Here is a 20,563-nt window from a genome sequence, read left to right as displayed (position 1 = left end):
TTGGGCAGCCTTGTCTCTTTGATGTTTGGTCTCCTGATATAAGACGGGCTGTGGGCGGTTGGAAGCCCCAACAAATGACCACAATTACGTTCGACCCTTCCGAATTATTGCGCAACTTTGAAATATTATTGCGCACAGGAAATTCTTGGCGTAGTATTCGGCAAAATCCAGGGGGATGCCATGCCGGGCAGCAAATTAGACGAAATCGACAGAATGATTCTGGCTGAGTTGCAGGCTGATGGGCGTATGACCAACGTCGAATTGGCCAAGCGCGTGGGCATTTCAGCACCGCCCTGCCTGCGTCGTGTGCGTACATTAGAAGAGCAGGGCTATGTGCGGGGCTATCACGCCAACGTCGATCCGCGCGAGCTTGGGTTCGAAGTGCAGGTGTTCGCGATGGTGGGTCTGGTCAGTCAGGCCGAGGCTGATTTGACAGCTTTCGAAAACCTCTGCATCGGATGGCCGCTGGTCCGTGAATGCCACATGCTTAACGGCGAGGTGGATTTTATCCTGAAATGCGTGGCACCTGATCTGCGCACCTTCCAGCGGTTCCTGACCGAAGACCTGACAAGTGCAGAAAACGTCGCCTCTGTTCGGACATCACTTGTGATTCGTGGCGCAAAGGATGAGCCGAGCGTGCCGTTCGACGTTTTGGAAGAGCGTTTGGCGAAAGAGGCTTAAGCCGTTTCGAAAATATCGAAGTCTTTCAAGCGCAAACGCGGGTGCAGCATGGATCCGAAGTCCGCAAATGATGCTTTGTGTGGGAACACCGACATCAAAAGTCGCTGCATTTCCAGTTTCAAGTCCGGCATTTGCAATGCACCAGGATGCAAGCTTTCAATCTCTACGCCTTTGACGCATATGCGCTCATGACGGTCAAACCCGAGCTGATAGACAGTGACTGGCGCCACCGTGTTCAATTCGATGAACTGATTGTTGTCGGTGAAATCGCGCACCGGGATAAAGGCAGCGTCGGATCCGGTGAGCGTTTTGACGCCTTCGGATTTGTGAACGACGCGCGCCGAAGGTCCAAGCACCAGATCAGGTTATGGACGACCCAAACAAAAGGTGTCGGCGGCAATACGTCTCATCTTTGGTGGTTCGGCTTCATTTGGTTTGGCATCCGGAACAAGCGTCATGGAGCCAATCCATTGGACGGTTTGCAGGCCGCTGGAGGCGGTCAGAACCTTGTCACCGGGAAGGATATCGTCGATCGCGCGGGGGCCCATATCGGTTTGTAGGATTGCGCCGCGACCTAGGGCCGCAAAGCAATCTTCATACGCTTCGATCGCAGGGGCGAGGCGCGTGATGTCGTGGATTTCGTGTGGGGAGGTCAGATGGGCGATCTCATAGCGGCGCATCAGAGGACTTTTGCGCTCAGATCGCCCATCTTTACTAGCAATCCGGCTCGTATTGGCCGGAGGGGAATGGGTTTCTGTCGCGAGGCCTGCGGCAGTGGTCGAGGTCATCTTCATGTGGCTCACCATCTGGTTTGTCACAAAAGCTGGCCCCCATCAGCAACTTCTAATGAGTTCTTGTTGACGCTAAATTTAATGCCCAAGCGCTTTCTGTCAAAGAATGGGCCGATTTTTTCAATTCCTGCGATCAATCCTGCTGTTGGCGATTTGATTGTTCATGAATTCTGTTCGGTCCTGCCATATTTGTCCAAGAATCGATTCTTGTCAGGCGTTAGAACACAAAAAAGCCCAGTCGCTGGGACCGGGCGAAAGGAGCGCCCTCAGGGGGGGCGGAGGGAGAGGAATTCTGTTATGCGCGGATCGCTTCGGTCAGCCAGTTTGGCAAAGGTGCCAACGAGACCGGAGCAGCAGGTTTGTCATCAGCGGCGCGGCTCGCGATGAAAGCGGAGCGGCGTGCGCCGCGTTCCCATGGCATCTTCACATCGCGTTCTGCCGCGGCATTGACTGTATTCTGCATCCAGCGCTTGTTCGGTTTCATTTAACTGCTCCAAATTTTTTTCGTCTGTTTCTTTGACGTTGGGGTAAGTTTGGAAACTGGTTTTGGCAGTAGCAGGGCGGCAAAACTTTTTTCTGAATTTTTTTGCGGGCTGAGAGACGATTTTTTCGCCCGCCGGCCCAAGCCCTATAAAACAAGGAGATTGTCGCCCATTGTCGTGACAATCACGCCGCTCAAACAGGATTGTTTCGCAGAATTAGGCAATCAAAAGGCAGAGCGTCGCCGCATTGCTGCCCAGATCACAAAGAAATCGCTGAAATCATGCGCCCGTAATCGGGTTCGTTCCAATGCACTGATCGGCGGTAGCTGTAAAAGCTTTCGGTATCCGCATAAGTGCAGCGCCCGACCCAGCGTGCCTGTCTGACGCCTGCGGCTTTCAGCTGCGCAATCCCGTATGCCGGTAGGTCAAATAATAAACGGTCGTCTTGTCCTTTGAGAAAGTGACGATCCGCGGCCGCATCATCTATTGTAATCTTATCTCGAAATTCCGGTCCAACTTCGTAGTTCTGCTGGCTGATCGACGGCCCGATGACGGCAATGATGTTGTTGCGCTTTGCCCCTAACGCCTCCATCGCTGAGACGGTGTTCGCCAAAATGCCAGCTTTCGCACCCTTCCATCCGGCATGGGCGGCGCCGATGACTTGCGCGTCTGAGTCGGCAAACAGCACGGGCTGGCAGTCCGCAGTGAGGATCGACAGGGCAACACCTTTGGTCGCTGTCACCAAAGCGTCGGCCTTAGGTTTGTTTGTCGTTGGCTCTGTAACGGTCACGACATCCGCTGAATGCACCTGATACACACCGCAAAGCGCGCCGGCCGGAACTTCCATCGCGTTGGCGACGCGGGCGCGGTTGATGGCCACAATCTCTGACTGGTCATCGCTACCCGATCCACAGTTCAGCCCCTTATAGATGCCCGATGACGCCCCACCTTGCCGGGTGAAAAACCCGTGGCGCAGCGGCGCAAGGCTGTCGTCGGTCAGGATTTCGAGTGGCATGGCGTCAGTCCAGGTGGTGGTGGTGCGGTATCGGGGTAGAGCCCGATCACTTTGAAAAGGGTGCCCATCTCCTCTGGGTGGGTCAAGCGCCGATGTGCCGCGATATGGCTCTTCAACGACGGGCCGTCGAGGGTCCGGGCCAGTGCCTGCGTCCGTGGCGTGATGCCCAACCGTTCGAGGAAGACACCTTGCGGCGTGGTCTCCGTCACCGCTGTCCCCGCTGCATATGTAATGGCCGCGAAATCGACATGCGCGGTGAGGTCGGCCTGACCAGGCTCTTCTAAAGGATCGACTTTTTGGTGTGCTCGGACGGCCTGCAATGTATTCCCGCGCGTTCCATCGCCGCCGTAGTCGATGAAAAGCGCGACGCCGCCATGTCTCGCGATCTGCTGACCTATGGCGCCAACGAAGGCGGGCAGGGGGCCACAGTGCTCGATCATCTCGCCGTGTTCTGCGCTTTCCAGATACCGGTCCAACATCTCAAGCGGGGCAGGAGTGGCTTGACCGAAGGCCAGCGCTTCACCCTCCGCGCCAATCATCCGTTCGGACCAACCTTTGGGATCACGCACAAACTGTCGGATCGGCAGGGCGTCGAGGAATTCATTGGCAATCAGGAACAACGGCAGGTCGGGCAGCGTGTCTATATGGTCATGGAACTGCGCATCTGGGACGCGCGTGCGCTGCTCGGCCCGCAACGGCTCAGACGCCTCAACCAAATGCACCTCCGCCACGTCCGCAAATCCTGGCACCTTGCTGGCGGCGCGCAGGATGTCGGCCATCAACGTCCCGCGACCAGGGCCAAGTTCGACCAAGGCAAACGGTGCTGGTTGCCCCTGATCGAACCAGCTTTGCGCCAGACAAAGGCCGATCAACTCCCCAAACATCTGGCTGATTTCGGGCGCGGTGGTGAAATCGCCCTCCGCGCCAAGCGGGTCGCGGGTGGCGTAGTAGCCAAGCTCAGGGTGCCAAAGACACTCCATCATATAGTCCGCAACCGGCATCGGTCCGGTCCGCGCGATTCGTTGCAAAAGATGCTGCTTGAGCGTGGTCATAGCGCGTTGCGTTTGGCCAACATGATGACAATGAGACCCAACGCGATCATCGGCGTCGACAGCAATTGGCCCATCGTCACACCCCAATTGCCAAAATCAAGCGCCCAGCCCAGCGGGTTTTCTGGCCCGCGGAATTGCGCATCAGGCTGGCGGAAAAACTCAACGAGGAAGCGGGATGCCCCATAGCCTGCAAGAAACATACCCGTCGTTAGCCAAGGCAGTTTGAACGCCCCGCGCCGGATGCAAAGATAGTGCAGCAGAAGACCCAGAATTAGCCCTTCCAATGTCGCCTCATACAGCTGCGATGGATGCCGCGCGCAAAGGATCTCTGCCACCGTCGGGCAATCCTGCGCGGCCTCGGATGGAAAAATGACACCCCAAGGAGCATCGGTTGGTCGGCCCCAAAGCTCCCCATTGATGAAGTTGGCGCAGCGGACAAGGAAGATCGCAGGCGTGGCGGCCAAGGCAATGACGTCTGACAAATGCGGCAGTGGGATTTTGTGTTTCCGGCTGAACAGGATTACCGCCAGCACCACGCCAATGAACCCACCGTGGAACGACATGCCGCCGGTCCAGATCATCGGTATCTCGAGTGGGTTCTGAAGGTAGTATGCTGGTTTGTAGAACGTCACGAACCCCAACCGCCCGCCGACAATGACGCCGACCACGATATAAGTGAGCAAATCTTCCAAATGGCGATGCTTCAGCGGGGGGGTGTCGTTTGGCCACAGGTGCGGCCGGCGGATCATCGCGGCAATCACCATCCAGCCCAGCGCGATGCCCGCAATGTAGGTCAAAGCGTACCAGCGCAGTGCCAAATTGAAGCCAAAGACCTCTATCGCGAAGATCTCGGGGCTGATGTTGGGGAAGGAAAGGGCTGCTAACATTGTCCTTATTCCTCATGGCGTTGTCTGATGAAGTCAACACCAGCCGTTGCACCTGCGCGGTTCCCGCCCCATATAAGTGAGGACTTTAGAAATCTGGAGCAGGGCACATGCAACAGCGCGGAAAAATTTTTGACGATCTCAGCCAATTGATGACGAACGCGATGGGCGTGGCCCAAGGCGCGAAGGATGAGGCCAACACAGCGATGAAATCCATGATGGACCGCTGGCTTGCCGACCATGACTTCGTCACCCGCGAGGAGTTCGACGCGGTGCGCGCGATGGCGCAAAAGGCGCGCGAAGAGAATGAGGCGCTGATGGCGCGGATCGAAGCCTTGGAAGCTATGAAGAAAAAGTAGGGCGTTTAGGGCGCAGCGCGCGCGCGCCCAAAACGCACAGGCCCGCCAGCACGGCCAAACCGGCAGAGGCGACATACGCCTGCGCCCCGTACATCCCGACCAGCCAGCCAAAGGCGATAAGGCCGAGGGATGACACCAACAGCTCCATATTCACCAGTAGGCTTTGCGCCTGTGCGGCGTTACCCTCGAGCACTGTATCCGCGATGTAATTCGTGATGGCGAGGAAAGAAGAAGCGTAAGTTACGGCGTGTAGGGTTTGGAGCAGCACCAACGTCGGCACCGCCGGCGACGTTGCCATTGCGAGCCAACGAATGACAGAGGCGGCCACCCCGATCAGGATCAGCGTCAGCGGGCGGAACCGTTTTGCGACGGCTGCAAAGCCAAAGAACATGAGCGTCTCCGCCCCCGCGCCAAGCGCGATGAGCAGGCCGATCACCTCTGTCGAGATGCCTTGTCGCGCCCAGAGCAATCCTTGGAATGAGTTCAAAATGATGTGCGGCGTATCGAGTAAAGCGTAGCCAAGGAGCGGCAGCAGGAACCACGCTTTCATCACTGATCCGAGGTTCGGTAATCCTTGCGGGGCAGTTTCCGGTGTTTGAGCGCGGAACTTGGGGAGGAAGAGGGACGACAGTCCGCGGAGCAATCCTAATCCGATGAAGAGCGGCAGGAACAGCTCCACGCCCTCATCGCGCAATACGTAGCCCGCGAAGATGATGACGAGGAGGTAGCCGAGCGTCGACAACCCGCGAAACATCCCAAAGTTTAACCCTTCCCGTCGCGCCATGCGTATCGCAGCGGCGTCAGAGATGGGGAGGCCGGTGCGCTGGGCGACACTCCCTGTGCTCCAAAATAGGAGGATGCTCAGAAAGCTGTTCACAAAGATCAGTCCGAAAGGAGCAAGGGCCGAAACAACCGCGCAGAAGATGATCACCTGCCGCCAATCGCTGGCGCGGTCTGCGATGCGTCCGACCCAGACGACGATCAACAGAACGATGATGTTGGGCACCGCGCTGATCGCACCGATCTGGACGGAGGAGAGCCCCCGCGCGTCAAACCAGATGCCCGCATAGGCATTGACCATGCCAATGCTCATGAATTGCAGGAAGAAGTAAATCTGAACGCGGCGCGCGGCTGTCATGGGTATACTCTTTCCGCGTCAGACGCCGCTACTTGAAGCCAGCGAGATAGGCGACAAGCAGGTCGCGGGCGGCTTCAAGGTCAGACTTTTCAATCATTTCCGTGACGGTATGAATGTAGCGAGTGCCCACAACGATCCCGATCGCCCGGGCGCCAGCGGCGGCTTGTTGGGCAGCGGCACCGTCCTGACCACCTGCACCCAGAATAGTCCGCTGATACTGGATGTCGTTCTTTTCGGCGACCCTTATGAAGTCGCGGACAAGTCCCTTGTCTGCGATGAAGCTGCTGTCGCGCACATGGATGCCGACGCCATCGCCTTGCACGGTGGTTGTGTCCTTCTCCGGCACGCCGGGGGTGTCGCAGGCCAGCGTCACATCAATCCCGATCCCGATGTCAGGCTTCACCGCAAAGGCCGACGTCCGCGCCCCGCGCAGGCCAACCTCCTCCTGCGTGGTGAAGACGACGTGGATTTCCGCGCCTTTGCCCTTCTTACCCAGTTTGCGGATCACTTCGACCCCCAGCCAGCAGGCGATGCGGTTGTCCAGCGCCTTCGACACGACCTTGTTGCCAAGGTCGAGGAAAGGCTCGTCCATCACAACGTAATCGCCGATGCTCACGTGGTCCTTCGTGCCGTCCCCCATGCCGAGATCGATCACAAACTCCCCAACTGTTGGGATTTTCTTCCGTTCTTCTGGGGTGGAGATGTGCACCGGCTTGCCGCCGGGGTTCATCACCCCTCTGAAATCACCCTTGTCAGTGCAGACCAGCACTCGACGGGAAAAAAGGTTGCGTGGGTCAAAGCCGCCGACAGGCTGCACATAGATAAAGCCCTTCTTGTCGATGTGACTGACCAGGAAGCCGATCTCATCCAAGTGGCAGAGCATCATGATCTTCGGGGCGCCCATTGTCTTGGCGTGCCGCACGGCGTGCAGTGATCCCATGGCATCGGTGCGCACTTCGTCGAAAAGGCCACCAATCTCCCCCATCACAACCTCACGCACGCGCTCTTCATGTCCGGGCACGCCGGGGGTTTCACAAAGGGTTTTGAGCAGGTCGATGTTCATGGAAGGCTCCTGAAAATGATCAGCTTATCATTAGACTGCCCCGCTCCAAGCGCAACCAGACAAATGTGATCAAATCTCAGGCTTATCCCCATATTAATTTCGGAAAACTCACTTATCCCCAAGAAATAGCTTTACAGATCACCCCCTCTGCGCCCACCATATGTCGTAGGGAGCAGGAATAAAAAACACTGCCCCTTGAGCAGTCACATAGCGATGGGGCACTGCCATGTCCTCACCGCAAGACAGGCGAGGTGACCCAATGGCATTATCCGAGCAGTTTCTGGACGTGGAAGACCTTCACCCGATTGATCTGGTGGAACATGTTGCCGAACACCATGCGTGGGAGTTCGACCGCATCCACGACGATCAGATCACGATGGCGGTTGAGGGGCAGTGGAAGACCTACTCTGTCACGCTTGCATGGTCTGGCTACGATGAAACGCTCCGATTGATCTGCACGTTCGAGATGGAGCCACCTGCAGAAAAGATGCCTGCGCTCTATGAATTACTGAACGGCATCAACGACCAGTGCTGGGCAGGAGCCTTCACTTGGTGGCCGGAGCAGAACCTGATGGTCTACCGCTATGGGCTTGTGCTGGCAGGCGACCAAACCGCTGGTCCCGATCAGATCGACACGATGATCAATGTAGCGGTGATGAGTTGTGAGCGGTACTACCCCGCGCTGCAATTGGTAAATTGGTCCGATCGCTCCCCAGCAGAGGCGCTGGATGTTGCTATTGCAGAGGCATACGGCCGCGCCTGATCGCGCGCGATTGGTTGCAGGTCTCAAAATGATCGCATAGCGTCCCCGCGACGGTGCAGGAGGGCGCGATGGACGAAGTATCCCGCAAAGGATTGGTACTGCTTGGGTGTGGCAAAATGGGCTCGGCGATGCTGGCAGGCTGGTTGGATCGCGGTGTGCCGCCTACGTCCGTTTATGTCCTTGATCCGAACCCTTCCGATTGGTTGAAAACCACGGGCGTTCACATCAATGCTGCGTTGCCTGATGCGCCTAAAGTCGTGCTCGTCGCCGTGAAACCGCAAATGATGGGGGAGGCGTTGCCTTCCCTTCAAGGTTTGGGCGCGGGGGACACACTCATTATTTCTGTCGCCGCTGGCACCCCTTTGTCGGCGTTTGAAACTGCCTTTGGAGCCAGCACGCCCATCATCCGTGCCATGCCCAACACACCCGCTGCGGTCGGTCGCGGGATTACGGCGCTGATCGGCAATGCGGCGGTGGGCGAGGATTTGATGCAAGTGGCGGAAGAGCTTTTGCAAGCGGTCGGACAGACTGTGCGGCTGGATGATGAGGGCCAGATGGACGCGGTCACTGGCGTCTCCGGCTCCGGCCCCGCCTATGTCTTCCATTTGATCGAGACATTGGCTGCGGGCGGTGTTGCGCAAGGCTTGCCTGAAGGGCTTGCCATGCAATTCGCCAAAGCCACAGTCGCGGGCGCGGGAGCTTTGGCGGAGCAGGCCGAAGAAGACCCAGCTCAATTGCGCGTCAACGTCACATCACCCAACGGCACAACGCAGGCCGCGCTCGAGGTTTTGATGGATGAGGCGCGCGGTTTCCCAATGCTCCTGCCCGAAGCCGTTGCAGCGGCGACCAACAGATCAAAGGAATTGGCCAATGGCGGATGAGATCACGTTTGACGATTTTCTAAAGGTCGAAATTCGCGTGGGGGAGGTAGTCAAAGCCGAACCCTATCCCGAAGCCCGCAAGCCCGCGATCAAGCTCTGGATCGATTTTGGCGGTGAGATCGGGGAAAAGAAAAGCTCCGCCCAGATCACCGCGCATTATACGCCGGAGGGGCTCATCGGGCAGCAGTTGATGGCGGTGGTAAACTTTCCACCCCGTCAAATTGGGAAATTTATGTCAGAAGTGTTAGTTCTTGGGTTTCAGGATGTAGAGGGGGAGGTTATTCTTTGCCGTCCTGATCAAAATGTACCCAAGGGAGGACGCCTACATTGACAAAAATACTACTGACTCGCCGCTTTCCGGGCTCCATCCCCGATCAGGCGTCCGCCGCGTTTGACACTACGATCCGCGAGAGCGAGGAGGGCATGTCGCCCGACGAATGCGCCGCCGTGTTGCGCGATTATGATGCGATCCTCGCGACCCTGGGGGATCAGTTTTCCGCTGCGGCGTTTGAGGGAGACGTCCGCTGCAAGATGATTGGCAATTTTGGCGTCGGCTATAACCATATTGATGTGGATGCTGCTCAGAAAGCAGGGGTCACAGTGTCCAACACGCCTGATGTGGTCACCGATGCCACTGCTGACATTGCGATGACGCTGATCCTAGCGGCTTGTCGCCGTGCGGGTGAAGGGGAGCGTTTGGTACGTACGGGCGGCTGGGACGGTTGGACGCCGTCCTTTATGCTGGGCACGCATGTAACGGGCAAAACCATCGGCATCATTGGCATGGGCCGCATCGGTCAAGCGGTCGCGCGGCGCGCGCATTTCGGCTTTGAGATGCCTGTTATCTACTTCAATCGTTCTGTCAAACCCATGGATTTCCCTGCCGTTCAGCGCGAAACGCTGGCAGATGTGATGGCAGAGGCGGACATCATCGTTGTCACCGTGCCGGGCGGTGGTGCCAACACACAGTTGATCGACAAAGATGCTTTGGCCGCGATGAAACCAACCGGTATTTTCGTCAACGTTGCCCGTGGCGATGTGGTGGACGAAGCGGCGTTGATCGATGCGCTTGAGACCCGTCAAATCGCGGGCGCGGGCCTTGATGTGTTCGAGAAAGAGCCGTTCGTGCCAGAGCGTATGCGTGCCTTGGAAAACGCGGTTCTGCTGCCGCACCTTGGTACTTCCGCCATGGAAGTGCGCGAACAGATGGGGCAGATGGCGCTCGACAATATTATCGCGTGGAGCAAAGGGGAGACCCCGCCACAGGCGGTTTAATCGCCCACGGCCTTGCGCCAGTGACGCCGACAGAGGGAGACATAGGTCTCATTCCCGCCAACTTGGATTTGGTCGCCGCTCGTGACGACGTTTCCGTCGGCATCTTTCCGAATGACCATTGTCGCCTTCTTGCCGCAGTGACAAATCGTGCGCACCTCGCGCATTTCATCTGAGAGGGCGAGTAAGGTCGCAGAACCGGGGAAGAGGTTGCCGAGAAAGTCCACGCGCAGCCCGTAGCACATCACTGGCACGCCAAGGTCATCGACCGCGCGGGCCAGCTGCCAGACTTGATCAGGTTCCAAGAACTGTGCTTCATCGATGAAGACACAGGCGCATGGCCCTTTCGCCAGCCTTGCTTCCAACTTGGTGAAGAGATCTTCGCCCGCTTCAAACGTATCGGCGTCTTGACCAATGCCGATCCGGCTTGCAATCCGCGCATGGCCTGCACGATTGTCAAACTTCGCAGTCAACAGATACGTGCTCATCCCGCGTTCGGCATAGTTATGCGCCGCTTGCAGGAGCACCGTCGATTTGCCGGCGTTCATCGTGGAATAATTGAAGTAAAGCTTGGCCATATAGCGGTGATAGGCGGCGTCGCGTGGAACTGCAAACGGTTGGTGCTGAAACTTTGACGATGCAGCGATTTGACGAACTTAATGACGTGAAACATGCGCCTGACACGGGATCTTTAACCGGGTGGAGGCCTCGAAGCCCGTCATTTGGCTTCGAGTATAAGAACAATTTCTTCACGAAATCGAAAATGTGCATGTGACGAAACGTCCGGTCTCATTTAATGGAAAGTCTACCACTAAATCCCACAAGACGTCTCTATCGAGTATCTCTAGGGCAAATCAGCAGGCACGCGGAGGGACACGTATGACGAGTCAGGGGAAATACCTCAAAAAACATCCTGTAGCCTTTGTGAAGGATGTCGGGATCGAGGCGGCCTGTGAACTCACGGGTAAATCCAAAGCGACACTGGGACGATACTATTCGGACAATCCGTAACGTAGCGACCGTTTCATGCCGGTGGACGCGATCGCGGCGCTGGAAACCGCGTCAAGCTAACCGCATTTGACGTCCGCTCTGGCAGAACTCAATGGAATTACGCTGTCTTATGATAAGGACACGCCAAACCAGACGGTTGGCATTAACTCAGACGTTGTGGCCTTGAGCCAGCGTTTTGCGGTTTTGATGGGTAAATACAACCAGTCCATTGAGGACGGCGTGATTTCAGTCAATGAAGCGAAGCGGTTGCTGCGCGAAACAACTGCGTTACAACAGGTGCTGATTGAAATGAAGCCGCACCTTGAGCATGAAACAACCGACTGATCCGCTAGACACCTCTGACATGCCAAACATCGTAGAGGGACAGCTTGTGCCGCTCAACGGACTCGCTTTGGCACCTGCCAATGATCCGGCTCACCCGCCGCGCATTTTGCTCCTCTATGGTTCGCTGCGAGAAGAAAGCTATTCCCGCGCTGCGGCGGAGGAAGGCGCGCGGGTACTGCGTGCGCTTGGGTGTGAGACAAAGTTCTTTGATCCCAGCGGCCTGCCATTGCCGGGCGACGCAGACGAAAAGCATCCGAAGGTTGCCGAACTACGCGACCTAGTCATGTGGTGCGAAGGCATGGTTTGGTCCAGTCCTGAGCGCCATGGCACCATGACCGCCGTGATGAAAGCGCAAATCGACTGGATCCCGCTCGCACCCATCGGCGGCATCCGCCCGACGCAGGGCAAAACTCTTGCTGTGATGCAGGTCAACGGCGGCTCGCAATCCTTCAACACGGTCAATGAGCTGCGTATTTTGGGCCGGTGGATGCGTCTTCTGACGATCCCGAACCAGTCATCCGTCCCGAAAGCGTGGCTTGAGTTCGAGAAAGGCCGGATGAAGCCAGGCCCCCTATACAACCGTATTGTCGATGTGATGGAGGAAATGGCCCGCTTCACTTGGATGACCCGCGCCCGCAAGGAAGAGCTTGTGGATCGCTATTCTGAACGGGTGGAAACGGCCGAACAGGTCCACAAACGTTTGGGCAAGTCTTAGCCCTTTACGTTCTCGGCCATCATCGAAATCATCTCAAACATGATCGCCGTCGCGGTCAACGCTGTGATCTGGTTGGGGCTGTCTTTCGTGGGCATCATACAAACCACGTCGCCCCCGACGATGTTGAGCCCGCGCACGGCGTGGAGCAGCCCCACCGCCTCATCAATGTCAAGTCCCTTCTCCCCCGGTTCGATGTTCGACACACCGGGCGCGATGGTGGGGTCGAGGCAATCGAGATCAAAGGTGATGTAGACGGGTTTTCCATTCAACACCTCCCGCGCTTGGGCGACGACGTTGGCCAAACCCCGAGCGCGGAAATCCTTCATCGTAACGACGTTGTAGCCATAATCATAGGACGGTTGCAGCCAATCCAGCGTGCGGGCGTGGCCGCGCAGCCCGATCTGCATCGAATGGGTCGGATCGACTTGGCCTTGATCAGCCAGATAGGCGCCCCAATGCGCCGCCGATTTCTTGGCGCCAAGGAAATGATCCACCTTGGTGAAGACGTCCGTATGCGCGTCGAGGTGGAGGAAACACACAGGCTCCCCACCTGCAATCTTGCCGCGTCCCAGCGCTTGAACGATCCCGCCGGTGATCGAATGATCCCCACCAATGGACACAGGCCGCGCGCCTGCCGCGTCGATGTCTGTGTAGAAGCGCGTGATGTCCGCGATGCAGGCTTCATTGTCGTTGGCACGGGGGAAGGGGACGTCGCCCACGTCGATAATCTTCGCCGCAGTCCAAGGATCAATCTCAAACCCGCTGTGCATCCGCCGCGATACGCTTGAGACGTTGCGCAACGCGCGTGGCCCCAAATGCTGATCCCGCTCCGTCGTGCCGTTGCCCGCTGAATGCGGCACGCCCACCAAAGCAATATCCGCGCCTTCCGGCCCCTCATTGGGGCAGCGGAACATCGTTGGGATGCCCCACCAATAGAGGTTCTCCATCATGGAGGCTTCATGTCTGTCGGTCATCTGTCTTCACTTTCCAAAGCCGCGGCATATCCGTCGAGCACGGTGGTTAGGTAGGCATCAAAGGCCGTATCGGGTTGGCGCAACTCGAACACACCGTCGAATGGATCTGCCACATGGATCGCGCTGCCTGACATGCGCTGCAAAACTGCGTGCCCACAGAACGGCACGTAGTTTTCAGAATATCCGCCCTCATGCGACATCATCAGCCGTCCGCCGCACACTTCATCCGCCAGAGCCATCACCTGATCGCTCATCGCGGCGAAGGTCTCTTGCGTGGCGAGCATCCGCCCCAAAGGATCATTCGCCCCCGCATCAAAACCACACGCGATGATGAGTACATCGGGCTGAAACGCGCGGATCTCGGGCAGGGCGAGCTTCTCCATCGCTTCAAGATATCCCTTGTGCCCCGCACCGGGCGGCAGAGGGATGTTGAGGTTGCCCCCAAGCCCCGCGCCTTCACCACGGTCCGCGAATGCACCCGTGTCCATTGGATAATTCCGGTCTTGATGGATCGACACGGTCAGCACGTCGTCGCGGTCGTAGAAAATCGCTTCTGTCCCGTTGCCGTGATGCACGTCCCAATCGAGCACCGCAAAGCGCTGCGCCAACCCCGCCGCTTTCGCCGCTTCAATCGCGATGGCGATGTTGTTGAGCAGGCAAAACCCGTTCGGATAATCCGGCAAGCAATGATGCCCGGGCGGGCGCGCGAGCGCGTAAGCGTTCTTGTGATCGCCCTTCAGAACCGACGCCAAAGCCGCCTTCGACAACCCTGCCGACAGAGCCGCAATCTCAAACCCACCGGGGCCAAACGGCGTGCGGCGACCCAGTTCACCGCCTTTGTCGTCTGACAAACGCTGAAATTCGTCCAAATATGCCGCGGGATGCACCCGGTCCAGATCGGCGCGGGTCGCCACCTCAGCCCCTTGCATCGCCAAATCATGCGCCAGCCCTGTGACACGCAGCAAGTTCACCAAACGGCGCTTCGTCTCCGGGCTTTCGGGCAGGCCGGCAGTTTCTGACGGTTGCACCAATCCGCCCACGGGCAAAAGTCCCGCATAATTGCCGCTGCCATGCCAAAAGCACCGCTCATCATAGAAAAATCCTGTGCTCATGACGCTGCCTCATTCGGCACCAAGCGGTAGACGCCTTCGGGCAGGTCCAGCGCCGCGCCCAAATCGCGAATTTGGGACATCGACAGCGTGATCACGCTGTCTTCTCTCAGGCGAAGATCGTATTGTGTGATGGTGACGCAATCCTCAAAAGCGTGGATGATGACGTCTTCTTTCAGGGGTGCATCGGCTTCATCCACCAAGGTCACGACGGTGGAGTCGAATTCGTGTTCTATCGTAAACATGATCTCAGACTATCGGGATCACTCTCCCATGCAAGAGAAGTCTCGCCACTGACGAAATTGTGGGGGTTGGGTCACTGGAAACGGGGGCATAGGTCGCTACACTCACCGAAAAGCAATCCGAGGCAGTTTCCCATGCGCGTCCTTCTCGCGGTTCTATTCAGTGCAGCACTCACCGCCTGCGCCCCTGTGCAGGTGGAACAAACCCCCAACACGGGTCTGGGCAAACTTCCCGTGCCGGCTGCCCTGCTCTTTGACAGCGTGTTGGAGCCGGAAACCGCGTTGCGAAACTTCATCAATGTGGTGGAGACCGTAGAACCTGTGGCAGAGCAAGTTTGCGGAGAGCGCAGCCCGGGCCAGAACTGCGACTTTCAGATTGTCGTGGATCGTCGGGTGAATGCGCCCCCAAATGCGTTTCAGACCGTGGATGAGGCGGGGCGCCCTATCATTGCGTTTACCACTTCACTCGTTGCCGGGGCGCGAAACAGGGATGAACTTGCCTTCATCATGGCGCATGAGGCTGCGCATCACATCCGTGGCCATCTAAGCCAAACGCGGCAAAACGCGACCTTGGGCGCGGTGATCGCATCGACGCTTTTTGGGGGTGACACTCGCGCGGCAGAGGCGGCGGGGCAACTGGGCGCGGCCATCGGCGCGCGGACCTATTCGAAAAACTTTGAGCTTGAGGCCGATGCGCTGGGCACCGTGATTGCCAAGTGGGCTGGCTTTGATCCGGTGCGAGGGGCGCAATTCTTTGCGCGTATTCCTGACCCTGGCAACAGGTTTTTGGGATCCCACCCTGCGAACGCTGACCGCCTTGCGACGGTGCAGCGCGTCGCAGCGGGGCTTTAGGCGCTTAGTCCAAGCGGGCTATCGGCGGAGCGACCCTGACGCGAAAACCGGACGTAGATCCCCCAACTTGAGATGCCAATCCAGAAGATCTGGATCAGAGCAGACGCCAAGTTAAACGATTGCATCAAACCAATTGACACAAAGGTCGCCGCCAACCAGTTCAGAACAAAATACGACGCTTGTTCCGAGCTGACCTCTTCGATCGTCAACAACAAGTAATTCATCACGTAGAGCGCAAAAGCCGCGACACCGATCGCTTCGTAGATGTTCATTTCAACCATGCTTGTCATTGCCGTTCCTCCCAATGAACGAGGCGTTTCATGCCGTACTCGCTGTTGGGATTGAACTTAAAGGGATGGTTGGGATTGGCAGGTCATGGAAACCTGACCTCGGACATCAACAAGGGTCAGATTTACCTTACCCAGCGTCAAGAAAGGTCGGGATTTTCTGACCTGATGTCAGGCTTGAGCGGCGACGCCAATGAAGATGGCTGCGAAAAAACAGGCCGACACTGCTACGACGAATCCGTGCCAGATCGCCGTTTAGAACTTCTGTTTGTCGGTTTGATAGAAGATCACTTCAGAGGTATAGAGCGCGCCGCCAATCGCAATCAGGCCCAACGTTACGCCGGGCACGACAGGGATCATGCCCCAAACGAGGGCTAGGCTGAGCCACCCCATGACGTGATAGAGCCCAGTGCTGAACCAGCCCGGCCGACGCCAGAAGAAAATTTTCAGCGTGGTCCCTAAAATCGCTAGCGCACAGACGATGCCTAGAATGACATAAGAGAACGCCGACCCGATTATCACGACCAGGTGCGTGTAGGTGCCTGTGATCTTCAGATAGGTAGCCGCATGATCGATCTGACGCAGTTTCGGCTAGATGCCTTTCCACGGTGGCAGATGGTAGAAGGCCGAGGCGCTGAAAGTGGCGAGCAGAGCCGCGCCGTAAATGCTCAAGGCCCATATCTGCCCTGCATCCGCGTGACCAGCGGCCCAAGCGATGCTGGCAGTAGCGCCGACAAAAGCACTTAATACGCCCAGCCCATGCATCACTCCATCCGCGATCCGTTCCGACCGCACCATGTTTGCATACGGCCCTTTTCCGTGTCTCATGACGCAAAGCTAGCGTGGAGGTGCAGAGTCACAAAGGTTGACTTTGGGTCAGCTTGACCCGCTCGTGATCAGATATGAACATACGCGGTGTTAAGGGAAGGGAAGATCATGACCGGATTTATCAAAGAACAAGCAAGCCGGGTCGTGAAGCGTGCGGTCTGGTCATGGATAGGTTTTGTCCACGTCTATCGCACAGAGGGTTCACTGTCTCAATGGCTTGTCTTGAATGCCATTTTTGCAATTCTGGCGTTTGTCTTGCCCTTGAGTGCGGGAGAGCGCGGTTTTCTTCTGATGGGTGGGATCATCGTGTTGGCGATGGAGTGTATGAACACAGCGGTTGAGCGTGTGGTCGATGACATCTCGACCGAAAAGCGTGAGCTGGCGCAACAAGCTAAAGACTGCGGGTCAGCGGCGGTTGCGGTATCTGGTATTGGCGTTGGCATCGGCTGGGTCTGCGTGATCATCGGATTTCTGGTCTGATTTGACGCAATGAAGATCATCGAAAACGCCCTGAAAGACCGTGGGTCGAAATACGCGGTGTCTGGTGGGCCCGTCAGTACCGCTGACGATGCGAAAGCGTTGCTCAAAGACCTCTGCGGTAATAAGAAGTTTGCGAAAGCGACCCACAACACTTGGGCCGTGATCTTGCCCGATGGAACACCGCTCAAGAATGACGACGGTGAAACCGGCGCAGGCATGGTGATCCTACGGATGCTCGAGCGAGAGGGCATCAAAGGGGAAATTGTGGTCGTGACCCGCTGGTTTGGAGGCACGAAACTGGGTGGCGACCGATTTCGTCGTGTGCAAGACGCGGTGCGCGTCTACCTCGACAGCCGCTAAAGCGCCCGCGCGCGGCGACGCTTGCGGATCAGGTGCCACTGATAAATTGCAGGCGCCAGAACATAGTCATAAGCCGCGCTCGCCAGTTGCTTGATCCCCGGTAGCGCAACGAGTTTCGCCAACCAGCGATACCGGGGCATTTCTTGCCAGAGCACAAGGAACGCAGGGATGCCGGAATAGAGCTTGCCCTCATGCGTCACGTAAAGCCGCCGCGCGGCCACATCCTCATCCAGTCCCCATTGCGCCAGACTCGAGCCGTTCAAATCATCAAACCGGATCGGCAGGTTCCTTGCTTCAGAGTATTTTGCATAATGCGAAATCTCGAAATTACACACGGGACACTCTGCGTTGTAAAGAACGGTGGTCTGCGGGTTTTGTAGTGATGTTTTGGTCATGTGCTTCATGTAGGTGCTGCATCGAACGAAGCCAGTGGACAAAATGTCATCCTTCACAGATTGCCTATTTGGGTCGCAAGATTTGAACAAATTGGGCGATTTGGACCTGTTTTTGCCCCAATTCGCCACCGGGCGCTTTGGGCGAGTTTGAGGTGTCTGCTGTACCGCTTCCAGCATCTGCGCTCTTGCTGCTGGCCGGCGTAGGCGGATTGGGCATCGCGGGGCGTCGCAGTTCCTGATCATATAGACATCCAAGACGAAGGGCTCCCAAGTGGGAGCCCTTTTGCGTTGCGCGCACAAAAAAGCCCGCCGAAGCGGGTCAATTTGTAGTTCTAAGAGGTCTTACCGCCGACGGTCGCGGCGGGTGCTCATCGGCTGGAACGCGACGCCGACATGGGCTCCGCAGTAGGGTTTGCCTTGCTGCACAGGCAGACCACAGAACCAGAAGTCATCTGTCGCGGGGTCACCAACTGGCCATTTGCAGGTCTTCTCCGTCAATTCCATGAGGGAAATGCGCTTGGCGGATTTCTCCACCTCTGACACCTTGGCCAACGCTTCTGGGCTGATCTCATTCGCAGAGGGCTGCGGGGGCAGGGGTTGGCCTGCCGGAATGATCGCACGGCGTGCGGCAGAGATTGGGATACCATTCTCGTCCAGCTCAGGCTCCTCCTTCTTGGGCTTAGACGCTGGTTCGGCCTTGGCTTTTGGAGGTGCTTTTGGTGTGGCGGGTTTTGATGGCGCTTTTTCCTTCGCGGCCGCCTTGCCAGCATTGCCGCCAGAGCCAGCACGGTTGGAAAGACCCAAGCGGTGAACTTTACCGATCACAGCATTCCGTGTGACGCCACCCAATTCTTTCGCGATTTGGCTTGCCGATTGGCCTTCGCCCCACATCCGCTTTAGCGTCTCAACGCGGTCATCTGTCCAGGACATTCGGATTCCTTCATTTCGAAAGGCGGGATGTCATCACATCGGGCCTTGCTTAATTCATCGAACACCTATTCTAAGCATTGCAAGAGCGGATACAACCACTCTGCAAGCATTCTAAGTAGGTATCGTAATGTCACAACAATTAATGGGCAGCCGCCGCTTTGGTCGCGTGAACTGGATTGGCGTCGCCACACTAGTGGAGCGGGAAATCAAACGATTTCTGAATGTCTGGGCGCAAACCGTCATGGCGCCGTTGATCAACGCGGGCTTGCTTGTCTTGGTTTTCACAATCGCGATTGGCCCGACACGCGGCGATGTGATGGGCGTGCCCTTCATGACCTTTCTGGTGCCAGGCATTCTGACGATGACCGTGATCCAGAACGCTTTTGCCAATACCTCGTCCTCGATCACATCTGCCAAATTGGGCGGAAACATCGTCGACACACTGATGCCCCCGCTCAATGCGTTAGAGCTCTTGGTGGGATACCTTCTGGGTGCAGTGACGCGCGGCGTCATTTGCGCGGTTGTGATTGCGTTGGGTGGATGGCTGTTTCTGGGCGTAACCATCGTGAACCCGCTTTGGATGGCGATCTTCATCCTGCTTGGGACGTTCTTTATGAGCGGTCTTGGCATCATCGGCGGGGTTTTTGCACAGAAGTTTGACCAATTATCGGCGATCCAGAACTTCCTGATTACGCCGCTTGCCTTCTTGTCCGGCACATTCTATTCGATCACTGCCCTGCCGCCCTTGCTGCAAACGATCAGTCACGCCAACCCATTTTTCTACATCATCGATGGGGTGCGATACGGCATGATTGGCACCAGCGACAGCTCCCCTTGGACAGGGCTCGCTGTTGTCTCAGTCTGCTGTGTGGTTGTGCTGACAATTTGCTGGTGCTGGCTAAAATCCGGCTACCGGCTAAAAGCCTAGGCTGAGGGCAGCGGGTCTTTTACTTCGATCCCGTGCTAGGCCATCACTTCGCTCGAAAGCTGAATGTCTGGCAAATCGCCTGCTGGAATATGCTCTTCCGTGCCATCGGCATAGACAAGCATGACATCGCTGTTTTCGGTCCAATGCGTCATACAGAGATAGTCAATGTCCTCCAGTGGCACGGGCTTTGGATCACGCCAAGCAGTCAACGTGAAGTACCGGTCATCAACTCGAATGCCCGCAACGAGACTACGCGACAAAAACCAGATGATTATCGCAGCGCAAAGGCCCCAAACAGTGCCTAGGATCAGCGGATCCTGATTGTCCATGGCGAAGGCCAACAAAGCTGCAACTGCGATTGCCGCCAACCAAGTTAAGCGGTGGCCAATGCCCATCCGGTATTCGTAAACGTTTTCCACGATCTTTCAGCTAATTCTCTATTGCGTCGGCATTAGGGCGCAAATTCGGAAAGTTTGCGTAAGAACCGTCGCTGCAGGTCGGGGGTTCACAGGTCGTCTGCTTTGATCTAAGCATGCCTACGTGAAGCAGATGCGCACCTTCAAACGCCGACGTTAAAGCTCCGCCCGATCGGGCTTTTTACTGTTTCTGTCCATCAAAATGTTGACTTGGGCCCACTGCTCCGGCAGGTCTCGGGCTTCAAAATTAAGGATGACCCGATGATCCCGTCCGTCTTGCCGACCTACAACCGCGCACCGCTGACATTCGTGTCTGGCGAAGGCTCTTGGC

General features: G+C 57.0%; 26 protein-coding genes and 3 pseudogenes. 13 read left to right on the top strand and 16 right to left on the bottom strand.

Features of this window, described 5'->3' with window-relative positions:
• The first annotated feature begins 180 nt into the window (after positions 1 to 180).
• Entirely contained in the window at positions 181 to 681 is a 501-nt protein-coding gene (locus ACTF5F_RS02875; protein ID WP_438955375.1) for an Lrp/AsnC family transcriptional regulator, read from the top strand.
• Here ACTF5F_RS02875 and ACTF5F_RS02870 read toward each other — a convergent pair.
• The 5 genes and pseudogenes from ACTF5F_RS02870 to lgt form a co-directional block, all read right to left on the bottom strand.
• Positions 678 to 1,361 (bottom strand): annotated as a pseudogene (locus ACTF5F_RS02870) (Hint domain-containing protein). The gene ACTF5F_RS02875 and the pseudogene ACTF5F_RS02870 sit on opposite strands and share 4 nt — an antisense overlap.
• Before the next feature lie 406 nt (positions 1,362 to 1,767).
• Positions 1,768 to 1,956, bottom strand: coding sequence for a hypothetical protein (locus tag ACTF5F_RS02865; RefSeq protein ID WP_438955374.1), 189 nt, complete (start codon positions 1,954 to 1,956; stop codon positions 1,768 to 1,770).
• Between the two features lie 257 nt (positions 1,957 to 2,213).
• Positions 2,214 to 2,969, bottom strand: a complete 756-nt coding sequence (gene pgeF / locus ACTF5F_RS02860; protein WP_438955373.1) for a peptidoglycan editing factor PgeF — start codon at positions 2,967 to 2,969, stop codon at positions 2,214 to 2,216.
• On the bottom strand, positions 2,951 to 4,021 hold the full coding sequence (locus ACTF5F_RS02855) for a class I SAM-dependent methyltransferase (RefSeq protein WP_438955372.1): 1,071 nt from the start codon (positions 4,019 to 4,021) through the stop codon (positions 2,951 to 2,953). The genes pgeF and ACTF5F_RS02855 overlap by 19 nt, the downstream gene beginning before the upstream one ends.
• Positions 4,018 to 4,908 carry a prolipoprotein diacylglyceryl transferase gene (gene lgt, locus ACTF5F_RS02850; protein ID WP_438955371.1) on the bottom strand — a complete coding sequence of 297 codons (891 nt, stop codon included), beginning with the start codon at positions 4,906 to 4,908 and terminating at the stop codon, positions 4,018 to 4,020. The genes ACTF5F_RS02855 and lgt overlap by 4 nt, the downstream gene beginning before the upstream one ends.
• Positions 4,909 to 5,015: 107 nt before the next feature.
• On the opposite strand from lgt, the gene ACTF5F_RS02845 reads away from it, so the two are divergent.
• Complete coding sequence (locus ACTF5F_RS02845) at positions 5,016 to 5,264, top strand: accessory factor UbiK family protein (protein WP_438955370.1); 249 nt, start codon at positions 5,016 to 5,018, stop codon at positions 5,262 to 5,264.
• Here ACTF5F_RS02845 and ACTF5F_RS02840 read toward each other — a convergent pair.
• Positions 5,248 to 6,402, bottom strand: a complete 1,155-nt coding sequence (locus ACTF5F_RS02840; RefSeq protein ID WP_438955369.1) for an MFS transporter — start codon at positions 6,400 to 6,402, stop codon at positions 5,248 to 5,250. The genes ACTF5F_RS02845 and ACTF5F_RS02840 overlap by 17 nt on opposite strands.
• 28 nt (positions 6,403 to 6,430) lie before the next feature.
• On the bottom strand, positions 6,431 to 7,465 hold the full coding sequence (locus ACTF5F_RS02835) for a M42 family metallopeptidase (RefSeq protein ID WP_438955368.1): 1,035 nt from the start codon (positions 7,463 to 7,465) through the stop codon (positions 6,431 to 6,433).
• A gap of 259 nt (positions 7,466 to 7,724) precedes the next feature.
• On the opposite strand from ACTF5F_RS02835, the gene ACTF5F_RS02830 reads away from it, so the two are divergent.
• The 4 genes from ACTF5F_RS02830 to ACTF5F_RS02815 all read left to right on the top strand — a co-directional run bounded on the left by ACTF5F_RS02830 (position 7,725) and on the right by ACTF5F_RS02815 (position 10,384).
• Positions 7,725 to 8,228: a YbjN domain-containing protein gene (locus ACTF5F_RS02830; protein WP_438955367.1), complete on the top strand. Its 504-nt coding sequence runs from the start codon at positions 7,725 to 7,727 to the stop codon at positions 8,226 to 8,228.
• Positions 8,229 to 8,296: 68 nt separating this feature from the next.
• Positions 8,297 to 9,109 carry a pyrroline-5-carboxylate reductase gene (proC, locus tag ACTF5F_RS02825; RefSeq protein ID WP_438955366.1) on the top strand — a complete coding sequence of 271 codons (813 nt, stop codon included), beginning with the start codon at positions 8,297 to 8,299 and terminating at the stop codon, positions 9,107 to 9,109.
• Positions 9,099 to 9,440 carry a tRNA-binding protein gene (locus ACTF5F_RS02820; protein WP_438955365.1) on the top strand — a complete coding sequence of 114 codons (342 nt, stop codon included), beginning with the start codon at positions 9,099 to 9,101 and terminating at the stop codon, positions 9,438 to 9,440. The genes proC and ACTF5F_RS02820 overlap by 11 nt, the downstream gene beginning before the upstream one ends.
• Positions 9,437 to 10,384 carry a 2-hydroxyacid dehydrogenase gene (locus tag ACTF5F_RS02815; RefSeq protein ID WP_438955364.1) on the top strand — a complete coding sequence of 316 codons (948 nt, stop codon included), beginning with the start codon at positions 9,437 to 9,439 and terminating at the stop codon, positions 10,382 to 10,384. The genes ACTF5F_RS02820 and ACTF5F_RS02815 overlap by 4 nt, the downstream gene beginning before the upstream one ends.
• On the opposite strand, the gene ACTF5F_RS02810 is transcribed toward ACTF5F_RS02815, so the two are convergent.
• Positions 10,381 to 10,959 carry a thymidine kinase gene (locus tag ACTF5F_RS02810; RefSeq protein WP_438955363.1) on the bottom strand — a complete coding sequence of 193 codons (579 nt, stop codon included), beginning with the start codon at positions 10,957 to 10,959 and terminating at the stop codon, positions 10,381 to 10,383. The genes ACTF5F_RS02815 and ACTF5F_RS02810 overlap by 4 nt on opposite strands.
• A 301-nt stretch (positions 10,960 to 11,260) precedes the next feature.
• Here ACTF5F_RS02810 and ACTF5F_RS02805 point away from each other — a divergent pair.
• Together ACTF5F_RS02805 and arsH are read left to right on the top strand one after the other, a co-directional pair.
• Positions 11,261 to 11,716: pseudogene (locus ACTF5F_RS02805) on the top strand (hypothetical protein).
• Positions 11,700 to 12,431 (top strand): arsenical resistance protein ArsH, encoded by a 732-nt coding sequence (gene arsH / locus ACTF5F_RS02800; protein ID WP_438955362.1) that lies wholly within the window; start codon positions 11,700 to 11,702, stop codon positions 12,429 to 12,431. The pseudogene ACTF5F_RS02805 and the gene arsH overlap by 17 nt, the downstream one beginning before the upstream one ends.
• Here arsH and ACTF5F_RS02795 read toward each other — a convergent pair.
• Genes ACTF5F_RS02795 through ACTF5F_RS02785 form a run of 3 tightly spaced genes read right to left on the bottom strand, consistent with a single transcriptional unit; the run spans position 12,428 to position 14,759 of the window.
• On the bottom strand, positions 12,428 to 13,405 hold the full coding sequence (locus ACTF5F_RS02795; protein ID WP_438955361.1) for an arginase family protein: 978 nt from the start codon (positions 13,403 to 13,405) through the stop codon (positions 12,428 to 12,430). The two genes, arsH and ACTF5F_RS02795, sit on opposite strands and share 4 nt — an antisense overlap.
• A complete protein-coding gene (locus ACTF5F_RS02790) occupies positions 13,402 to 14,517 on the bottom strand; it encodes a class II histone deacetylase (protein ID WP_438955360.1) in 1,116 nt (371 codons plus the stop codon). The genes ACTF5F_RS02795 and ACTF5F_RS02790 overlap by 4 nt, the downstream gene beginning before the upstream one ends.
• Positions 14,514 to 14,759 carry a hypothetical protein gene (locus ACTF5F_RS02785; protein WP_438955359.1) on the bottom strand — a complete coding sequence of 82 codons (246 nt, stop codon included), beginning with the start codon at positions 14,757 to 14,759 and terminating at the stop codon, positions 14,514 to 14,516. Before ACTF5F_RS02785 ends, ACTF5F_RS02790 begins: the two co-directional genes overlap by 4 nt.
• A 132-nt stretch (positions 14,760 to 14,891) precedes the next feature.
• On the opposite strand from ACTF5F_RS02785, the gene ACTF5F_RS02780 reads away from it, so the two are divergent.
• The gene (locus tag ACTF5F_RS02780) at positions 14,892 to 15,608 is read left to right on the top strand and encodes a M48 family metallopeptidase (protein ID WP_438955358.1); all 717 of its coding nucleotides are present in this window, start codon (positions 14,892 to 14,894) and stop codon (positions 15,606 to 15,608) included.
• On the opposite strand, the gene ACTF5F_RS02775 is transcribed toward ACTF5F_RS02780, so the two are convergent.
• Both ACTF5F_RS02775 and trhA read right to left on the bottom strand, forming a co-directional pair.
• The gene (locus ACTF5F_RS02775; RefSeq protein ID WP_438955357.1) at positions 15,605 to 15,898 is read right to left on the bottom strand and encodes a CBU_0592 family membrane protein; all 294 of its coding nucleotides are present in this window, start codon (positions 15,896 to 15,898) and stop codon (positions 15,605 to 15,607) included. The genes ACTF5F_RS02780 and ACTF5F_RS02775 overlap by 4 nt on opposite strands.
• A gap of 252 nt (positions 15,899 to 16,150) precedes the next feature.
• Positions 16,151 to 16,660 (bottom strand): annotated as a pseudogene (gene trhA / locus ACTF5F_RS02770) (PAQR family membrane homeostasis protein TrhA).
• A 171-nt stretch (positions 16,661 to 16,831) separates the two neighbouring features.
• Here trhA and ACTF5F_RS02765 point away from each other — a divergent pair.
• Together ACTF5F_RS02765 and ACTF5F_RS02760 are read left to right on the top strand one after the other, a co-directional pair.
• Complete coding sequence (locus tag ACTF5F_RS02765) at positions 16,832 to 17,203, top strand: diacylglycerol kinase (protein WP_438955356.1); 372 nt, start codon at positions 16,832 to 16,834, stop codon at positions 17,201 to 17,203.
• A 9-nt stretch (positions 17,204 to 17,212) separates the two neighbouring features.
• Positions 17,213 to 17,563 carry a YigZ family protein gene (locus ACTF5F_RS02760; protein ID WP_438955355.1) on the top strand — a complete coding sequence of 117 codons (351 nt, stop codon included), beginning with the start codon at positions 17,213 to 17,215 and terminating at the stop codon, positions 17,561 to 17,563.
• Here ACTF5F_RS02760 and ACTF5F_RS02755 read toward each other — a convergent pair.
• Positions 17,560 to 17,958: a thiol-disulfide oxidoreductase DCC family protein gene (locus ACTF5F_RS02755; RefSeq protein ID WP_438955354.1), complete on the bottom strand. Its 399-nt coding sequence runs from the start codon at positions 17,956 to 17,958 to the stop codon at positions 17,560 to 17,562. The two genes, ACTF5F_RS02760 and ACTF5F_RS02755, sit on opposite strands and share 4 nt — an antisense overlap.
• A gap of 152 nt (positions 17,959 to 18,110) precedes the next feature.
• On the opposite strand from ACTF5F_RS02755, the gene ACTF5F_RS02750 reads away from it, so the two are divergent.
• Positions 18,111 to 18,197 (top strand): VPLPA-CTERM sorting domain-containing protein, encoded by an 87-nt coding sequence (locus ACTF5F_RS02750; RefSeq protein ID WP_438955456.1) that lies wholly within the window; start codon positions 18,111 to 18,113, stop codon positions 18,195 to 18,197.
• A gap of 103 nt (positions 18,198 to 18,300) precedes the next feature.
• Here ACTF5F_RS02750 and ACTF5F_RS02745 read toward each other — a convergent pair whose 3' ends face one another.
• Positions 18,301 to 18,888, bottom strand: a complete 588-nt coding sequence (locus tag ACTF5F_RS02745) for a GcrA family cell cycle regulator (RefSeq protein ID WP_438955353.1) — start codon at positions 18,886 to 18,888, stop codon at positions 18,301 to 18,303.
• A gap of 127 nt (positions 18,889 to 19,015) precedes the next feature.
• Here ACTF5F_RS02745 and ACTF5F_RS02740 point away from each other — a divergent pair, with 127 nt between their 5' ends.
• Positions 19,016 to 19,816 carry an ABC transporter permease gene (locus ACTF5F_RS02740; protein WP_438955352.1) on the top strand — a complete coding sequence of 267 codons (801 nt, stop codon included), beginning with the start codon at positions 19,016 to 19,018 and terminating at the stop codon, positions 19,814 to 19,816.
• Positions 19,817 to 19,851: 35 nt separating this feature from the next.
• Here the strand turns inward: ACTF5F_RS02740 and ACTF5F_RS02735 are convergent, their stop codons facing one another.
• On the bottom strand, positions 19,852 to 20,235 hold the full coding sequence (locus tag ACTF5F_RS02735; RefSeq protein ID WP_438955351.1) for a hypothetical protein: 384 nt from the start codon (positions 20,233 to 20,235) through the stop codon (positions 19,852 to 19,854).
• Positions 20,236 to 20,563: the final 328 nt, after the last annotated feature.

The sequence above is a fragment of the Cognatiyoonia sp. genome (assembly GCF_965661665.1).
Taxonomy (GTDB): Bacteria; Pseudomonadota; Alphaproteobacteria; order Rhodobacterales; family Rhodobacteraceae; genus Cognatiyoonia.
Note: the sequence above shows the minus strand (reverse complement) of the source record. Positions and strands in the feature narration are given on the sequence as shown.